15 protein-coding genes and 1 tRNA gene are annotated in these 14,445 nt (G+C 65.9%); 10 read left to right on the top strand and 6 right to left on the bottom strand.

What is annotated here, in order from left to right; translation table 11 throughout:
• Positions 1-186: 186 nt before the first annotated feature.
• The 4 genes from GTW51_RS06130 to GTW51_RS06115 form a co-directional block, all read right to left on the bottom strand.
• Positions 187-2,151, bottom strand: coding sequence for a DUF3732 domain-containing protein (locus GTW51_RS06130; protein WP_163043001.1), 1,965 nt, complete (start codon positions 2,149-2,151; stop codon positions 187-189).
• On the bottom strand, positions 2,152-2,664 hold the full coding sequence (locus GTW51_RS06125) for a three component ABC system middle component (protein WP_163043000.1): 513 nt from the start codon (positions 2,662-2,664) through the stop codon (positions 2,152-2,154).
• A complete protein-coding gene (locus tag GTW51_RS06120) occupies positions 2,661-3,773 on the bottom strand; it encodes an ABC-three component system protein (RefSeq protein WP_163042999.1) in 1,113 nt (370 codons plus the stop codon). The genes GTW51_RS06125 and GTW51_RS06120 overlap by 4 nt, the downstream gene beginning before the upstream one ends.
• Before the next feature lie 699 nt (positions 3,774-4,472).
• A tRNA-Ser gene (locus GTW51_RS06115) sits at positions 4,473-4,562 on the bottom strand.
• A 449-nt stretch (positions 4,563-5,011) separates the two neighbouring features.
• Here GTW51_RS06115 and GTW51_RS06110 point away from each other — a divergent pair.
• The 4 genes from GTW51_RS06110 to GTW51_RS06095 all read left to right on the top strand — a co-directional run bounded on the left by GTW51_RS06110 (position 5,012) and on the right by GTW51_RS06095 (position 8,252).
• Positions 5,012-5,308: a hypothetical protein gene (locus GTW51_RS06110; protein ID WP_163042998.1), complete on the top strand. Its 297-nt coding sequence runs from the start codon at positions 5,012-5,014 to the stop codon at positions 5,306-5,308.
• A gap of 34 nt (positions 5,309-5,342) precedes the next feature.
• The gene (msrA, locus tag GTW51_RS06105; RefSeq protein ID WP_163042997.1) at positions 5,343-6,014 is read left to right on the top strand and encodes a peptide-methionine (S)-S-oxide reductase MsrA; all 672 of its coding nucleotides are present in this window, start codon (positions 5,343-5,345) and stop codon (positions 6,012-6,014) included.
• Between the two features lie 149 nt (positions 6,015-6,163).
• Positions 6,164-7,159, top strand: coding sequence for a BMP family lipoprotein (locus tag GTW51_RS06100; protein ID WP_163042996.1), 996 nt, complete (start codon positions 6,164-6,166; stop codon positions 7,157-7,159).
• Positions 7,160-7,310: 151 nt separating this feature from the next.
• On the top strand, positions 7,311-8,252 hold the full coding sequence (locus GTW51_RS06095; RefSeq protein ID WP_163042995.1) for a nucleoside hydrolase: 942 nt from the start codon (positions 7,311-7,313) through the stop codon (positions 8,250-8,252).
• A 26-nt stretch (positions 8,253-8,278) separates the two neighbouring features.
• Here the strand turns inward: GTW51_RS06095 and GTW51_RS06090 are convergent, their stop codons facing one another.
• Both GTW51_RS06090 and GTW51_RS06085 read right to left on the bottom strand, forming a co-directional pair.
• Positions 8,279-8,500, bottom strand: coding sequence for a SlyX family protein (locus tag GTW51_RS06090; RefSeq protein WP_163042994.1), 222 nt, complete (start codon positions 8,498-8,500; stop codon positions 8,279-8,281).
• On the bottom strand, positions 8,497-8,955 hold the full coding sequence (locus GTW51_RS06085; protein WP_163042993.1) for an acyl-CoA thioesterase: 459 nt from the start codon (positions 8,953-8,955) through the stop codon (positions 8,497-8,499). The genes GTW51_RS06090 and GTW51_RS06085 overlap by 4 nt, the downstream gene beginning before the upstream one ends.
• A gap of 157 nt (positions 8,956-9,112) precedes the next feature.
• Between GTW51_RS06085 and GTW51_RS06080 the strand changes: the two genes are divergently transcribed.
• The 6 genes from GTW51_RS06080 to GTW51_RS06055 are packed head-to-tail and all read left to right on the top strand — an operon-like array spanning position 9,113 to position 14,423.
• Positions 9,113-10,645, top strand: coding sequence for an ABC transporter ATP-binding protein (locus GTW51_RS06080; RefSeq protein WP_163042992.1), 1,533 nt, complete (start codon positions 9,113-9,115; stop codon positions 10,643-10,645).
• Positions 10,642-11,085, top strand: a complete 444-nt coding sequence (locus tag GTW51_RS06075; RefSeq protein WP_163042991.1) for a VOC family protein — start codon at positions 10,642-10,644, stop codon at positions 11,083-11,085. Before GTW51_RS06080 ends, GTW51_RS06075 begins: the two co-directional genes overlap by 4 nt.
• 7 nt (positions 11,086-11,092) lie before the next feature.
• On the top strand, positions 11,093-12,229 hold the full coding sequence (locus tag GTW51_RS06070; RefSeq protein WP_163042990.1) for an ABC transporter permease: 1,137 nt from the start codon (positions 11,093-11,095) through the stop codon (positions 12,227-12,229).
• The gene (locus tag GTW51_RS06065; RefSeq protein WP_163043034.1) at positions 12,229-13,197 is read left to right on the top strand and encodes an ABC transporter permease; all 969 of its coding nucleotides are present in this window, start codon (positions 12,229-12,231) and stop codon (positions 13,195-13,197) included. Before GTW51_RS06070 ends, GTW51_RS06065 begins: the two co-directional genes overlap by 1 nt.
• A gap of 42 nt (positions 13,198-13,239) precedes the next feature.
• Positions 13,240-13,632: a cytidine deaminase gene (locus GTW51_RS06060; RefSeq protein WP_163042989.1), complete on the top strand. Its 393-nt coding sequence runs from the start codon at positions 13,240-13,242 to the stop codon at positions 13,630-13,632.
• Complete coding sequence (locus GTW51_RS06055; RefSeq protein WP_163042988.1) at positions 13,629-14,423, top strand: purine-nucleoside phosphorylase; 795 nt, start codon at positions 13,629-13,631, stop codon at positions 14,421-14,423. Before GTW51_RS06060 ends, GTW51_RS06055 begins: the two co-directional genes overlap by 4 nt.
• Positions 14,424-14,445: the final 22 nt, after the last annotated feature.

Below are 14,445 nucleotides of genomic sequence, written 5' to 3'. Positions count from 1 at the left end.
CCGACTACGACGACATCGTCGCCCACTGCTGTGACGCTTGGAACAAGCTCGTCGATCAGCCCTGGAAAATCATCTCAATCGGAATGCGGGACTGGGCGCATGAGTTCTGATCAGCGCACGTTGGTATAATTTGGTTGAGAAGCTGAGATTGGCCGAGAATGAACGAGCTAGAACAGGTGACAGGATTCATTCGAATTCGGCTGCAATCCATGCTTGAGGGACAAGGCCTCGCCCGCGCCATTCCTCGGTCAGGTCGACACCGGGTAGCTCCCCCCAGACATCCTCGTCTGCGTGGTCCAAGACGATGATCTGGAGGCGGGCCTTCGCAGCCGTGACCTCAACGCCCAGGAGCGCAAAGACCTTTCTTACAGCAACCACGTCCTGATCCCTCCAAGCGATAAGGCCGGGTCCCTCGTCGCCCGCGGCCCGCTTCGGAAAGTAGACTTGGCTGGGCTGGTCGAAGATCAGCAGCCCAGGGACTGGGTGGTGAGGCTCGGCAAGAAAGTAGTGCTGCAGCGCGAGCATCAGCGCAATGTGATAGGCGAGCCAGTTTGCGCCGCTACCGATCTCCCAAAGATAGTCCTCGCGCGTCCCCCGGGTCACCTTGACGGTCAGGTCTTCGATCAACAGCCTAATCGGCGCCTCGGGCCACTCCGCGTCAAGTTGCGGAACCAGCCGGTTTGCGTGGTGGGCGACCTGATTCAAGGCGTTGAACAGCTTGCGCTGGATGTCGGTTTCGGAGATCGTCTTTTGCAGAGTCGCGATATCGGCCTGCAGCGTGGCGATCTCCTGTCGCAAGTCGGACGACTGGTCCGCGCGATCGTAGAGGTGGAGTGCTTGCTCCAATCGCCCAAGGAAGCGTTCGAGTCGATCAAAGCGATTGGCCTCGTCTCGGGCGGCGTCCGAGTCCTGTTCGAGCGCTGTAATTTCAATACGCGCCTCGTTTAGCTCGGAGAGCACCGCTTCAGCGGCGCCGCGCTGGCGCAGGATTTCCTTGTCGAGGGTGTTGGACAGGACAGGGTGTGTCCGAAGCCGAATTTCCAAACCGTCGAGGTTGTTGCAAAGAGCCAGGATCTTCTCTCGGCCGCCGTCCCCGAGGGCGACCACCGGATCGGCCGATTCGTCGGCCATGTCTCTCAGCCACGTCGACAGGCCCAAACGGTCACGTTGAATGCGCATGGCGTCGCCGTACGCCTCGCTGCTCTCCACCAGACGGCGCAGTTCGTTAAGCCGTTGACGATGCTCGGTCAGGCGCGAGGCGAGTTCGGTTTCCAGAGCTCGAAGGCTCTCCAGACGCGTAAGCACGACATCGATGCCGGCCAGGCTTGGTCGAGCCAGGCTCGAATTGCTGTTCGACACCCACCGAAGCAGGTCGACGACGTCGGTCCAGTCCTTCGGCACTTCCGTGGAGGAATCGACCAACCCAAGTTCAACAGCCTGCCGCAGCCATGCCTCCGCCTCGGCCCGCCAGGCGCCGGTCGCTGATACGATCACTCGAAGCTCGGCTTCCTTTCGGCGGAGGTTGCGCTGGAGCCGATCTATCTCGAACCGCGCCTGGAGAATCCTTGCGGTCACAGCGCCCAGAACGTACGGAAAGAGGGTCTTAAGCTTCTCGCGGTGTTCAGTCGTGTCGGCTTTGAAGAACATGACGTCGGGGTTAGCGACCACGTTCTGGGGCTGGAACGTAAAGGCCATCAGGTCGCGGAAGCTTGGCCTCAGCTTGAACCCGTTGTCCGTTCCCGGCTCAAAATCAAGGTCTGTCAAGCCTGCGAGGCGGTTCATCGCGCGCTTCACGTTGTCGACGTTGGTCGTTTTGTCGTTGATTGTCTCCGGCACTTCGACCTCCGTGCCCTCCAGCAGCACCATGTCGCCCGTGCTCTGTTGATCCCCTGGTTCGCGTCGTGCCAGGAGCTTCTGGCCCTCCAGCGTGTCGATTAGAATCCCGAACCAGCTGCAGTTCTCACGGATCACGCCCACCGGGATCGCGCATTTGTCTGAGCCAAGGCAGTAGTCGATGATCGGGATCACCGCGGACTTCCCGGTCTTCGACGCTCCGCTGATGACGTTGACAACGCCGGGCTCGAACTTGACGACCCGCGGCTCCGTGCCGATGCGCGGCCAAAGGATCAGTTTTCGAAGTTGAAAATACATCTAGAACTCCACCCGCAACAGGTTGGCCACCTGAGGGGTTCCCAGCTTCGAAAACCAGAAGCCCAACTTCTCCGCCGCCGGTCCGAAATGCCTGACGCGCTCTGGAAGGACCAGCTTCTTCGGTTTCGGTTCTGGCGTATTCGCTCTCAAGTTGGCGTTACTGTAATCCAACGACAGCAGGCGTCCACTCACGCCGACGGCGATCGATTGCAGGGTCAGCTCGCGAAGCAGCAGCGCCCGTTCGTGGACGGCGAGGAGTTGTTCGCGTTCCTTCCCGAGCTTGGCTGCAAAAAGCGCCAGCCCGGAGGGCCTGTTTGTTGAGGTCACGATGTTGAGCGTCGCGCGATGCAGGACGATCGGCAGCACAAGAAACGCCAGGGCCAACGGCGCTGGGCGTTCGTCGTCAGCTTGGAAGCCTTGTCCGAACCGCCACAATGCGAAGGCCCCAAGTCCTGGATTCTGGACGAGAGCGAGGTCGCTGAGCGGCGGGCGCGATTGGCCAGCCTCAGTCAAATCGCCGGCTCCAGCAAAGTCTTGTAGTCGGGATGCCAGCCGAGCCGCAGTCCGTGAGCGAGAGCGTTGAACGATCCGTGGACGAAATGGCCGGGGACAACACGGCCATCAAGCGGAGGCTGCAACTGAGCGCAACGCCTATAGACGATCCTCCCGCGCACCGTTGCGGGGTGTCCGGCCTGCACGTCCTGCACTTCGGCGCTGACGTGCGCGTAGCGACCGACAAGATCATCGTCCCACTCGCTTAGGTTCTTCTCAAAGATCAGCCCGCTTTCGCCCCAGACCGAGATGTCGGCGAGCGTTCTGAGGTAGTCGCTGACGGCCCGAACGCACGCCTCGTCTCCAACCTCGATCAATTCCAGCTGACGGACGAAGGCGGGACGGTCGGCGATCAACTGTTCGACAGCCTCGACTGGCGGCTGTTCGGTAAATGACGACAGCAGTCCTGGAAGGTTGTTCTTCTGAATAAATGCTCTTTGCTCGGCTTGAAACGCATAGGCGTCCAATATGGCGGGCTTCCCGGCTCTTATCAGCCTGTCCGCCGCCTCCTTCGCTGCGCCGATTGCGCGTTCGCACACCAGGTCAAGGATGAGCGGAGAGACCGTAGGCTTGAAGATCGCCCGTATCGGATCGACAGGATCTGCATCGACACTGACGACGGTGATGTTCTTGATCAAGGCGGCGCGATGAGCCGCATCAGCGTTCAGGAATGCCTGGACGTCGGCGTCGCACGCCGGAGCGGCTTTTAGCTTGCCGCGGGCCTTGATGAGGTTGGCGACCAGCGCTTCGACGTCGGCGTCTGTTTTGGCGTCGTTAACCGCGGTCGCAAGTCCGCCCGCCTTTACGGGCGTGACGTAGAGCCGGAATCGGCTGGTCATCGGGTCGATCTCGCCGGCCACCATGAAGCTGAGCCAGTTAGCCAGCGACTTCCACAGGTCCACCGCCCAGTCGGAAATCGGGTTCTGCTTCGGTGCGCTCTTGGTTTGCTCCAGTATGACTTCGCCGCCGGCGAGATGAACCGCTACATCGTCGAGATATTCGAGAGAGACGGAGGCGCCGCCAGGTGCGGTGAGCAGGTGAAAGCAAAAGGCGCACAGGTTGCAGCGCATAGCCGAGATATTGGCCAGCTGCGCTGTGTTTACCCGTCTGCGTCATAACATTCATCGCCACCCCGACCCTTGCGAGTTGCAGTCTCAGAGGAATACACCGACGATTGTGGTGCAGTTTGCCATTGCTTACAATCGGAACCTAGACGGATTGGCCCGAAATCTGGGTTGGCTGAACCCTTGGTCCTATAGATCCGTCAGCAGGTACTTGATCGCTTAAACGAGCGGAGGCCGGTTGGGCCACAGGTGGATTCAAAGGCCCGCTTCTCGGCCGCCAACCGCCGTCCGTTGTCTTGGCGACCCGACCTACGGCTTGGCATTCTCGATGTCCGCTTCCGCGGAGAGGCAAATCCAGCTTCAACGGCCGACATGGGCGCACTGCTGCCATAACCCAGCGATCATATCGCGACGAAACAAGCCCAATGACGCCGTCGGCGAGGTTGGAAGTGGGGAGAGTTCGCCGTGCGACAGATTTCCGAACTCGGCGAGGGTCGGGCAGGCGCTAAAGCGCAGAAGATGCAGGTGTTTCCGGTTCCGTACTTTTCGGGCGCAGTTCAGAGCCTCAGAGAATATCCGGAGGAGAGAGAGCCTAACAGGCTCCCCGGGGCCAACGCGCAGTCAATAGGTTTCACCCCAGAGCCTGCAGATCAGGGCTTGTGCTCACAGTCCGCGGGCTTCAGAGGACGTTCGACTGGGAGATGATGGCGGTGAGAGAGGGATTCGAACCCTCGATACGGTTTCCCGTATACACGCGTTCCAGGCGTGCGCCTTCAACCACTCGGCCACCTCACCGCAAGTTCAGGCTGGAAGAGGGTGGTTGGACCCGCTTCACCGGTCCGTTCCGGGCTTTGCCGGAACGGTTCGGAACCATCGAATGGCAACCGGCCGGGTCGCCCCGGCGCATCGGTCGGCCAGCGACGAAACCGCTACCTCGAACGGCGCGGACTATAGCCAGAACGCCTCGCGGTTCAAGCGCCGATTTGGTCCCACGTCGGGTTAGGGGCCGGACGAGGTCCTCCGCAGGGGCAGCGGGGCTAGGGGCGCCGGCGGTCGCGCGCGAAATCGTGCGCAAGGCGGCAAGCCGTTTCGGCAGTTCCGCATTGCCAGGGAACGCGGCCATCCCCACATAGATCGGCAAGCCAGGATGCCGGGACGGGTCTGAGACGGCAGCGGCAGGCACGGTGAGGTCGGGCGGCCGGGGCCGCGTCGCCGCCGGCCTTTCCCAGGGGAGCAGGGTGCGCATGCGGTTTTTCCTTCGTCTGATCGGCAGCCTGTTCCTCGCCATCGGCGTCGTGTTCGCCGCCGGCGACATCGCCCGCTCGCTGGCCGCCGACGCGACGCGGCTGATGCCCGTGGGCGAGGCGCTGGCGCTGCTCGGCATCGGCGTCGATCCGGCCGCGACCGGCAGCGCGACGGCGACGGTCGCCTATGCGGCGGTCAGCGGCTGGTCGGTGGCGATCACCGCGGGCGCCATCGGCATCCTGTTCCTGATTCTCGGCCGGGCCCGGCGCCGCGTTCGCCGCGACGCCCTGCGCTGAGCCATTTCTCAAAGATGCCAGAAAGGACCTTGGCATGTATGTTCTCGACATGTTTTCCAAGAAGATGAAACTGCCGACCGGATCCGACGCGCTGCCCGGCCGCGACGCGGCCCTGCCTACGGCGGAGCGCCATTTCGTCAACGGCAAGCCGCTCCAGGGCCCGTTTCCGGAAGGGCTGGAGACGGCCGTCTTCGGCATGGGCTGCTTCTGGGGCGTGGAGCGCAAGTTCTGGCAGTTGCCGGGCGTCTATGTGACGGCCGTAGGCTATGCCGGCGGCACCACGCCCAACCCGACCTACCAGGAGGTCTGTACCGGCCAGACCGGGCAGAACGAGGTGGTGCTCGTCGTCTACGATCCTGACGCGATCTCCTACGACGAACTCCTGAAGACTTTCTGGGAAGGCCATGACCCGACGCAGGGCATGCGCCAGGGCAACGACATGGGCACCCAGTACCGCTCGGGGATCTATACGTTCAGCGATGGCCAGCGCGAGGCGGCCGAAGCCTCCAAGGCGCGCTACCAGGCCGCGCTCTCCGCAGCCGGGCACCGGGGCACGATCACCACCGAGATCGAGCCGGCCGGGCCGTTCTACTATGCCGAGGAGTACCACCAGCAATATCTGGCGCGGAACCCGAACGGCTATTGCGGCGTCGGCGGGACGGGCGTCGCCTGCCCGATCGGGGTGGGTGTCGCCGCCGCTTCCTGACGGTCGCGCGCAGGGCAGGGCGACGCGCCCGCCCTGCGCGGATTTCGGGTGATTCTTCTTCTCCGCCATGCCAGTCTCGGGAAAGTCGCGGCGCCTCTCCGGCTGTCGCGCGGCTTCTCCCGTCACAAGCAAGAGGGATCGCGTCACCCATGAAACAGTTCCTGGCCGGACTCCTGGCTGCCACCATCCTGTCGGCTTCGGCGGCGTCTGCCGCCGATTTCGCCCCTGCCGTCCTTTACGACATGGGCGGCAAGTTCGATAAATCCTTCAACGAGGCCGCGTTCAACGGCGCGGAGAAGTTCAAGGCCGACAGCGGCACCGAATATCGCGAGTTCGAGATCACCACCGAAGCCCAGCGCGAGCAGGCGCTGCGCCGCTTCGCGCGGGATGGCGCCAGCCCGATCGTCTCGGTCGGCTTTGCCCAGGCGGCGGCCCTGGAGACGGTCGCGGCCGAATATCCCGACACCCAGTTCGCCATCATCGACGCCGTGGTCGACGCGCCGAACGTCCGCTCGATCCTGTTCAAGGAAGAGGAGGGCTCGTATCTCGTCGGCATTCTCGCGGCGATGAAGTCCGAGACCGACAAGGTGGGCTTCGTCGGCGGCATGGACATCCCGCTGATCTCGAAATTCGCCTGCGGCTACAAGGGCGGCTTCATGTCGGTCGCAGCCGATGGCGAGGTGTTCGAGAACATGACCGGCACGACCGGGGCGGCCTGGAACGATCCAGTCCGCGGCGGCGAGCTGGCCCGCTCGCAGATCAACCAGGGCGCCGACGTGATCTTCCATGCCGCGGGCGGCACCGGCATCGGCGTGCTCCAGGCGGCGGCCGACGAGGGCAAGTTCGGCATCGGCGTCGATTCCAACCAGAACATGCTGTTTCCGGGCCAGGTGCTGACCTCGATGGTCAAGCGCGTCGACAACGCCGTCTATGCCGCCTTCGACGACGCGGCGAAGGGCAACTGGACCGCCGGCACGCTCGTGCTCGGCCTCGAAGAGGACGGCGTCGGATATGCGATGGACGAGCACAATGCCGAGCTCGTTACCGCGGAGATGAAGGAAGCCGCCGACAAGGCGCGGCAGGAGATCATCGACGGCACGATCACGGTGCACGACTACACGAGCGATTCGAGCTGCCCTTACTGAACTTCACGCAGCCACCGTATTGAAGGGGCGTCCCGGCAGCGGGGCGCCCTTTGCCGTGCGCCATTCGGCCGCGCGACTTCGCAGCGCCCCGTCCCAGTGCTAGAGCCGCTGCCGATCGTCGATGGACCGGCCATCGCAGGGAGAGACGTGCATGAGCGAGAAGGTGATCTTCGACACCGATCCGGGACAGGACGACGCCGTGGCGCTGCTGGCGGCGCTCGCCTCGCCGGAGGCGATCGAGGTGCTCGGCATCGTCACCGTCGCCGGCAACATCCCGCTGTCGCACACCACCCGCAACGCGCTGAGCCTCGTCGAGCTGGCCGGCCGGACCGACGTGCCGGTCCATGCCGGGTGCGAGCGGCCGATGCTGCGCCCTCTGGTCACCGCCGAGCATGTGCACGGGCCGACCGGGCTCGACGGGCCGGACCTGCCGCCGCCGGTCGTCACCGCCAGTCCCCAGCACGGCGTCGACTTCCTGATCGACACGATTCGAGCCCATCCGCCCCAAACGATCCGGCTGCTGGCGCTGGGCCCGCTGACCAATATCGGCGTCGCTGTCGCCAAGGCGCCCGACATTGCGGCGCGGCTGAAGGACATCGTCCTGATGGGCGGCGGCTATTTCGAGGTCGGCAACATCACCCCGGCGGCCGAGTTCAACTTCTATGTCGACCCCGAAGCGGCTTCGATCGTCTTCGCCAGCGGCGCGGCGATCACCGTCCTCTCCCTAGACGTCACCCACCAGATGCGCGCGACGCGCGAGCGGATCGCGACCTTCCGCGATCTCAGCAACCGGTCGGGCGCTGCTGTCGCGGCGATGCTCGACTTCTCCGAAGGCTTCGACGTCGAGAAATACCAGTGGGAGGGCGCGCCGCTGCACGATCCCTGCGTCACCGCCTTCGTGCTGGCGCCGGAGACCTTCACCGGCCGCGCGGTGAACGTCGAGATCGAGACCGGCAGCGCGCTGACGCGCGGCATGTCGGTCGTCGACTATTGGGGCGTCACCGGCCGGCCGAAGAACGCCTTCTGGGTCCGCTCGGGCGATGCAGATGCCTATTTCGCGCTGCTGGCCGAACGGGTCGGGCGGCTGCCCTGAGCAGCACGCCGGGGTTCGTGAAAACTTCAGTAGTGCGGCGGCTTGGTGGCCTCGGCCTTCGGCGTCGCCACCGCTTCCAGGGCCTCGAAGCGCTCGCCGAGCCCCTTCAGCGAGCGCTGCATGCGCTCGATCATCTCGAAGGCGCGGCGCAGCTCCTCCGACAGTTCCTCGATCGTCTGCGCCTGGTGCGCGACCATGATCTCGAGGTCCTCGATCCGGCTGGTCGCCGGCTCCTCGGTGCTGCTCATCGGGCGATCTCCGCAAGTTTTGCCCGCATCGTCCCGGGCAGCGCCGTCGGGCGGCGTGTCGCCCGGTCGACATAGACGTGGATGAAGAATCCCTCGGCCGCGGCACGATCCGCATCGCCGCGGAACAGCCCGACCTCGTAGCGAACCGACGAAGTGCCGATCCGCGCCACGCGGATCCCGGCGGTGACCGGATCGGGGAAGGCGAGTTCGGCGAAATAACGGCATCCGGTCTCGACGACGAGGCCGATTGTGTCGCCGCCCTGAATGTCGATGAGGCCGTTTTCGATCAGCCAGCCATTCACCGCGCTGTCGATCAGCGCGTAATGGACGACGTTGTTCATGTGGCCGTAGATGTCGTTGTCCGACCAGCGGGTCGGCAGCGTCGCGAAGGCGGCGTAGGCGCTGCGCGAGGCGGGCTGCGCCCGCGCGTCGGTGCGATCCTCTGCGGCTGACATCGTGGCTCCCGGGTCCCGCGCCGTCGCCTCGCCCCGAGGACGGCTGGTGCCGACGGCTATCGCACAAAACGTCGCTTCTGCCGAGGCGCTTTCCGCTTTCCATCGCGGGGTGCGCTGACTACTGTCCTGTCACGAGGGTCGCGTACAGAGTATGCCCATGGCCGAGCCGGCGATCGAGCTGATCGACATCGACAAGCGTTTCGGCCTGGTCCGGGCCAACCGGCGGGTCAACCTGACGGTCGAGCGCGGCACGATCCACGGAATCGTCGGCGAGAACGGCGCTGGCAAGTCGACGCTGATGTCGATCATCTACGGCTTCTACCAGGCCGATTCCGGCGAGATCAAAGTCGGCGGCCGGACGGTCGAGATCACCGACCCCAACGCCGCCATCGCCGCCGGTATCGGCATGGTCCACCAGCATTTCATGCTGGTCGAGAACTTCACCGTCGTCGAGAACGTCATGCTGGGGGCCGAGCAGTCGCCGCTCCTCAGGTCCGGCATCGCCAAGGTCCGCGCCGAGCTGAAGCGGCTGGAAGCCGACCATTCGCTCAACGTCGATCCCGATGCCGTGGTGGAGGAACTCCCCGTCGGTCGCCAGCAGCGGGTGGAGATCCTCAAGGCGCTCTATCGAGGCGCCGAGATCCTGATCCTCGACGAGCCGACCGGCGTCCTGACACCGGCGGAAGCCGACCACCTCTTTGCGGTGCTCCGCCAGCTGCGCGACGAGGGCAAGACGATCATCCTGATCACCCACAAGCTGCGCGAGATCATGGCGATCACCGACCGCGTGTCGGTGATGCGGCAGGGCGAGATGGTGGCGACGCGCCAGACGGCCGAAACCTCCGTCGGCGAGCTCGCCGAGCTGATGGTCGGGCGACGGGTGCTCCTGACCGTGGACAAGCAGCCGGCCGCGCCCGGCGCGGTTCGGCTCGACGTCAGGGGCCTGACCGTGCGCGACGGCCGCGGCGTGACCATGGTCGACGACGTCTCGCTGACGGTGCGGGCCGGCGAGATCGTCGGCATTGCCGGCGTCGCCGGCAACGGCCAGTCGGAGCTGCTCGAGGCGCTGTCGGGCATCCGCCGTGCGGAGGCCGGGCGGATCGCCATGGCCGGCCACGAGATCGACCCCTGCGTCGAGGCCGATCCGGCGATGCTGCGGCGGATTGGCTGCGCCCACGTGCCGGAGGACCGGCACAATATGGGCCTCGTCCTTGCCTTCGAGGAAAACGAGAACGCCATGCTCGGCTATCAGCGCGACAAGCGCTTCGCCCGTGGGCCCCTGCTCGACCGGGACGCCATGCGCCGGGATGCGCGCGAGAAGATCGAGGCCTACGATATCCGCCCGCCCGACTGCCGGCTGAAGACCGCGAATTTCTCCGGCGGCAACCAGCAGAAGATCGTGCTGGCCAGGGAGATGGAGCGCGACCCGGAGGTCCTGCTGATCGGCCAGCCGACCCGCGGCGTCGATGTCGGCGCCATCGAGTTCATTCACCGGCGCATCATCGCCATGCGCGATGCCGGCAAGGCGATCCTGCTGGTGTCGGTCGAGCTCGACGAGATCCGCGCTCTGTCGGACCGCATCCTGGTGATGTTTTCAGGGCGCATCGTCGGCGAGCGCGGCCCGCACGCCAGCGAGGGGGAAATCGGCCTGCTGATGGCCGGAGTGCATGAAAGGGAGGCGGCGGAGTGAAGGACGCACGGATCTGTCTCGTGACGCTGGCAGTCGACGATCTCGAACGCTCGGCGTCGTTCTACCAGGCGCTCGGCTGGACGCGGACCAGCGCCGGCAACGACACGGTGATCTTCATGCAGGGCGAGCGCATGGTCCTGTCGCTGTTCGGCCGCAAGGACCTCGCAGCCGACGTCGGCACCTCGATGGAAGGTAGTGCCGCCCCCTATCCCAACGTCGCCCTGGCGATCAACATGAGCACCGAGAAGGATGTCGACCGGCTGTTCGACCAGGCGGTGGCGGCGGGTGGCGCAGCGGTCAAGCGGCCGGAGCCGACCTTCTGGGGCGGCTATTCGGGCTATTTCTCCGATCCCGACAGCCATCTCTGGGAGCTTGCCCACAACCCGTTCTTCCGGCTGACGCGGCGCGGCCATATCGATCTCCTGAAGACGCCGGCATGACGCGCCGATGAGCCGTCCCTTCGTCAAGCTGCCGGCCTGGATCGACTACGGCCTCATTCCGCTGGTCAATCTCGTCGTCGCTTTCGCAGTCGCCGGCCTCGTCGTGCTGCTGGTCGGCGAGAGCCCGGTGGAAGCGGCACGCCTGATGCTCCGGGGGGCCTTCGGCTACGGCGAAGGGATCGGCTTCACCCTCTATTACACGACCAGCTTCATCTTCACCGGGCTTGCCGTCGCGGTCGCCTTTCACGGCGGGCTGTTCAATATCGGTGGGGAGGGCCAGGCCTATCTCGGCGGCCTCGGCGTCGCCACCGTGGCGCTCGGCCTCGGCGGCATCCTGCCCTGGTGGTTGAACCTGCCGCTCGCCGTCGCGGCGTCCTGCACCTTCGGGGCGCTGTGGGCGCTGATCCCGGCCTGGCTGCAGGCGCGGCGCGGCAGCCACATCGTCATCACCACGATCATGTTCAACTTCATCGCCGCGGCGCTGATGGTCTACCTGCTGGTCAACGTGCTGAAGCCCGTCGGCACGATGGCGCCGGAGACCCGCACCTTCGAGGCCGGCGGCCAGTTGCCGAAGCTGGATGGCCTGTTCGAGCTGTTCGGTGCCAGCCTCGGCGGCGCGCCGCTCAACGTCTCGCTGTTCGTGGCGCTCGCCGCCGCCCTCTTCGTCTGGGTGCTGATCTGGCGCACGCGGCTCGGCTACGAGATCCGCACGCTCGGCTTCTCGCCCCGCGCCGCGCGCTATGCCGGCATGTCCGGGACGCGGCTCGTCGTCGTGACCATGCTGATTTCCGGCGGCCTGGCCGGGATGATGGCGCTCAACCCGGTGATGGGCGACCAGTACCGGCTGCTGATCGACTTTCCGGGCGGCGCCGGCTTCGTCGGCATCGCCGTCGCGCTGATGGGCCGCGGCCATCCCGCCGGCATCGTCCCGGCGGCGCTGCTCTTCGGCGTGCTCTACCAGGGCGGGGCGGAGCTCGCCTTCGACATGCCGGCGATCTCCCGCGACATGATCGTCATCATCCAGGGCCTCGTCATCCTCTTCGCCGGCGCGCTGGAGAACATGTTCCGGCCGGGCGTCGGGGCCGCCTACCGATGGGCGCTTCTGCGCCGGGGCCCCGTGATCGGCGCGGAGGAGGCGCGATGATGGATCTCGGCGCCTGGATCAACGTGCTCGATTCAACCATCCGCCTGTCGACGCCGCTGCTCTTCGCGGCGCTCGCCGGCCTCTATTCCGAGCGGGCCGGCATCTTCGACATCTCGCTCGAGGGCAAGATGCTGATCGCCGCCTTCGCCTCCGCCGCGGCCGCCGCGGTCTGGGGCTCGGCCCTGCTCGGCCTGCTCGTCGGCGTCCTCGCCGCCACCGCCTTCTCGCTTGTGCACGGCCTTGCCTCGATCACCTATCGCGGCAACCAGATCGTTTCGGGCGTGGCGCTCAACTTCATCGCCGCCGGCCTCACCATCATTCTCGGCCAGGCTTGGTTCGCCCAGGGCGGCCGCACGCCGAGCCTCACCGGCGACGGCCGCTTCGCGTCGATCACCCTGCCGGGCGCCGAGGCGATCGCCGACGTGCCGGTGATCGGGCCGATCTACGCGGTGATCGTCTCCGGCCAGACGCTGCTGGTCTACGTCGCCTTCCTGATGGTGCCAGTGACCTGGTGGGTGTTGTTCCGCACGCGGTTCGGCCTGCGGTTGCGGGCGGTCGGGGAAAACCCCGCCGCCGTCGACACAGCCGGCATCTCGGTCACCTGGCTGCGCTACCGGGCGGTGATCATCTGCGGCATCCTCACCGGCTTCGCCGGCACCTATCTTTCCGTGGCGCAGGCCGCGGGGTTCACCCGCGACATGACCGCCGGCAAGGGCTACATCGCGCTGGCCGCGCTGATCTTCGCCAACTGGAAGCCGATGCCGGTGATGTTCGCCTGCCTCTTGTTCGGCTTTCTCGACGCCTCCTCGATCCGCATCCAAGGCTTCTCCCTGCCGCTGATCGGCGAGATCCCGGCGCAGTTCGTCCAGGCGCTGCCCTACATCCTGACCGTCGTGCTGCTGGCCGGTTTCGTCGGCAAGGCGACGCCGCCCAAGGCCGGCGGCATTCCCTACGTGAAAGAACGATGAGGCCGCCGCGCGATGCCGGCGGGCCCTTGAGGAACCGTTTCCATGGCTGAAGACCTGTTCGCGCTGGCGCGCTCGGCGATGCGCAAGGCACACGCACCCTACTCGAAATTCCCGGTCGGGGCGGCGATCCGCACAAGCGACGGCCGGATCTATGCGGGCTGCAACATCGAGGTGGTCAGCTTTCCCGAGGGCTGGTGCGCCGAAACGACGGCGATCGCCCACATGGTGATGGATGGCGGCGGCCGCATCGCCGAGATCGCCGTGCTGGCCGAGAAGCTGGCGCTCTGCACGCCCTGCGGCGGCTGCCGCCAGCGTATCGCCGAGTTCGCCGACCCGCGCACGAAGGTGCATCTCTGCGACGAGACCGGGGTCAAGGAGACGCTGCTGCTCGGCGATCTCTTCCCGCGCGGTTTTGCGGCGGAGGATCTCGGTTGAGCGTCGATCCGGGCCGCCTGCGAAGCCTTCTCGGCGACCGGACCGCCCGTGTCGCGCTGGTCCTCGGCTCGGGGCTCGGCGGTCTCGTTGACGCGCTCGATGACAGGCTGCGGATTCCCTATGGCGACCTGCCGGGGTTTCCGCAGAGCGGCGTCAGCGGTCATTCCGGCGAACTCGTCTGGGGCCGCTTGAGCGGCGTGCCGGTGATCGTCCTGTCGGGCCGGATCCATTATTACGAGGCGGGCGATGCCGCGGCGATGCGGCCGGCGCTGGAAGTCCTGAAGGCGCTAGGCGTCGAGATCCTAGTCCTTACCAACGCCGCGGGGTCGCTGAAGCCGGAGCTTCCGCCCGGCTCGGTGATGCTGATCGACGACCACATCAATTTCTCCGGCCGCAACCCGCTGATCGGCGAGCCCTCCGACGCCCGCTTCACCGGCATGACCGAGGCCTATGACGGGGCCCTGCGCGGCCACATGCGCGCGGCAGCTGAATCGGAGAGCCTGGAGCTCGCCAGTGGCGTCTACATGTGGTTCTCCGGCCCCTCCTTCGAGACGCCGGCGGAGATCCGCATGGCCCGCACGCTCGGCGCCGATGCCGTCGGCATGTCGACCGTGCCGGAGACGATCCTGGCGCGTTTCCTCGGCCTCAGGGTGGTCGCCGCCTCGGTCGTGACCAATTACGGTGCGGGCATGACCGGCGCGGAGCTGTCGCACCAGGAGACCAAGGACGTGGCGCCGAAGGGCGGGGCGATCCTCGGCCGCATTCTCGCGGCCGCTCTGCCGCGGTTCTGAGGTCTTCGCCATGATGGTTTGC

It is taken from the genome of Aurantimonas aggregata (genome assembly GCF_010500835.1).
Lineage (GTDB): Bacteria > Pseudomonadota > Alphaproteobacteria > Rhizobiales > Rhizobiaceae > Aurantimonas > Aurantimonas aggregata.
This window is presented reverse-complemented; position numbering and strand designations above follow the sequence as displayed.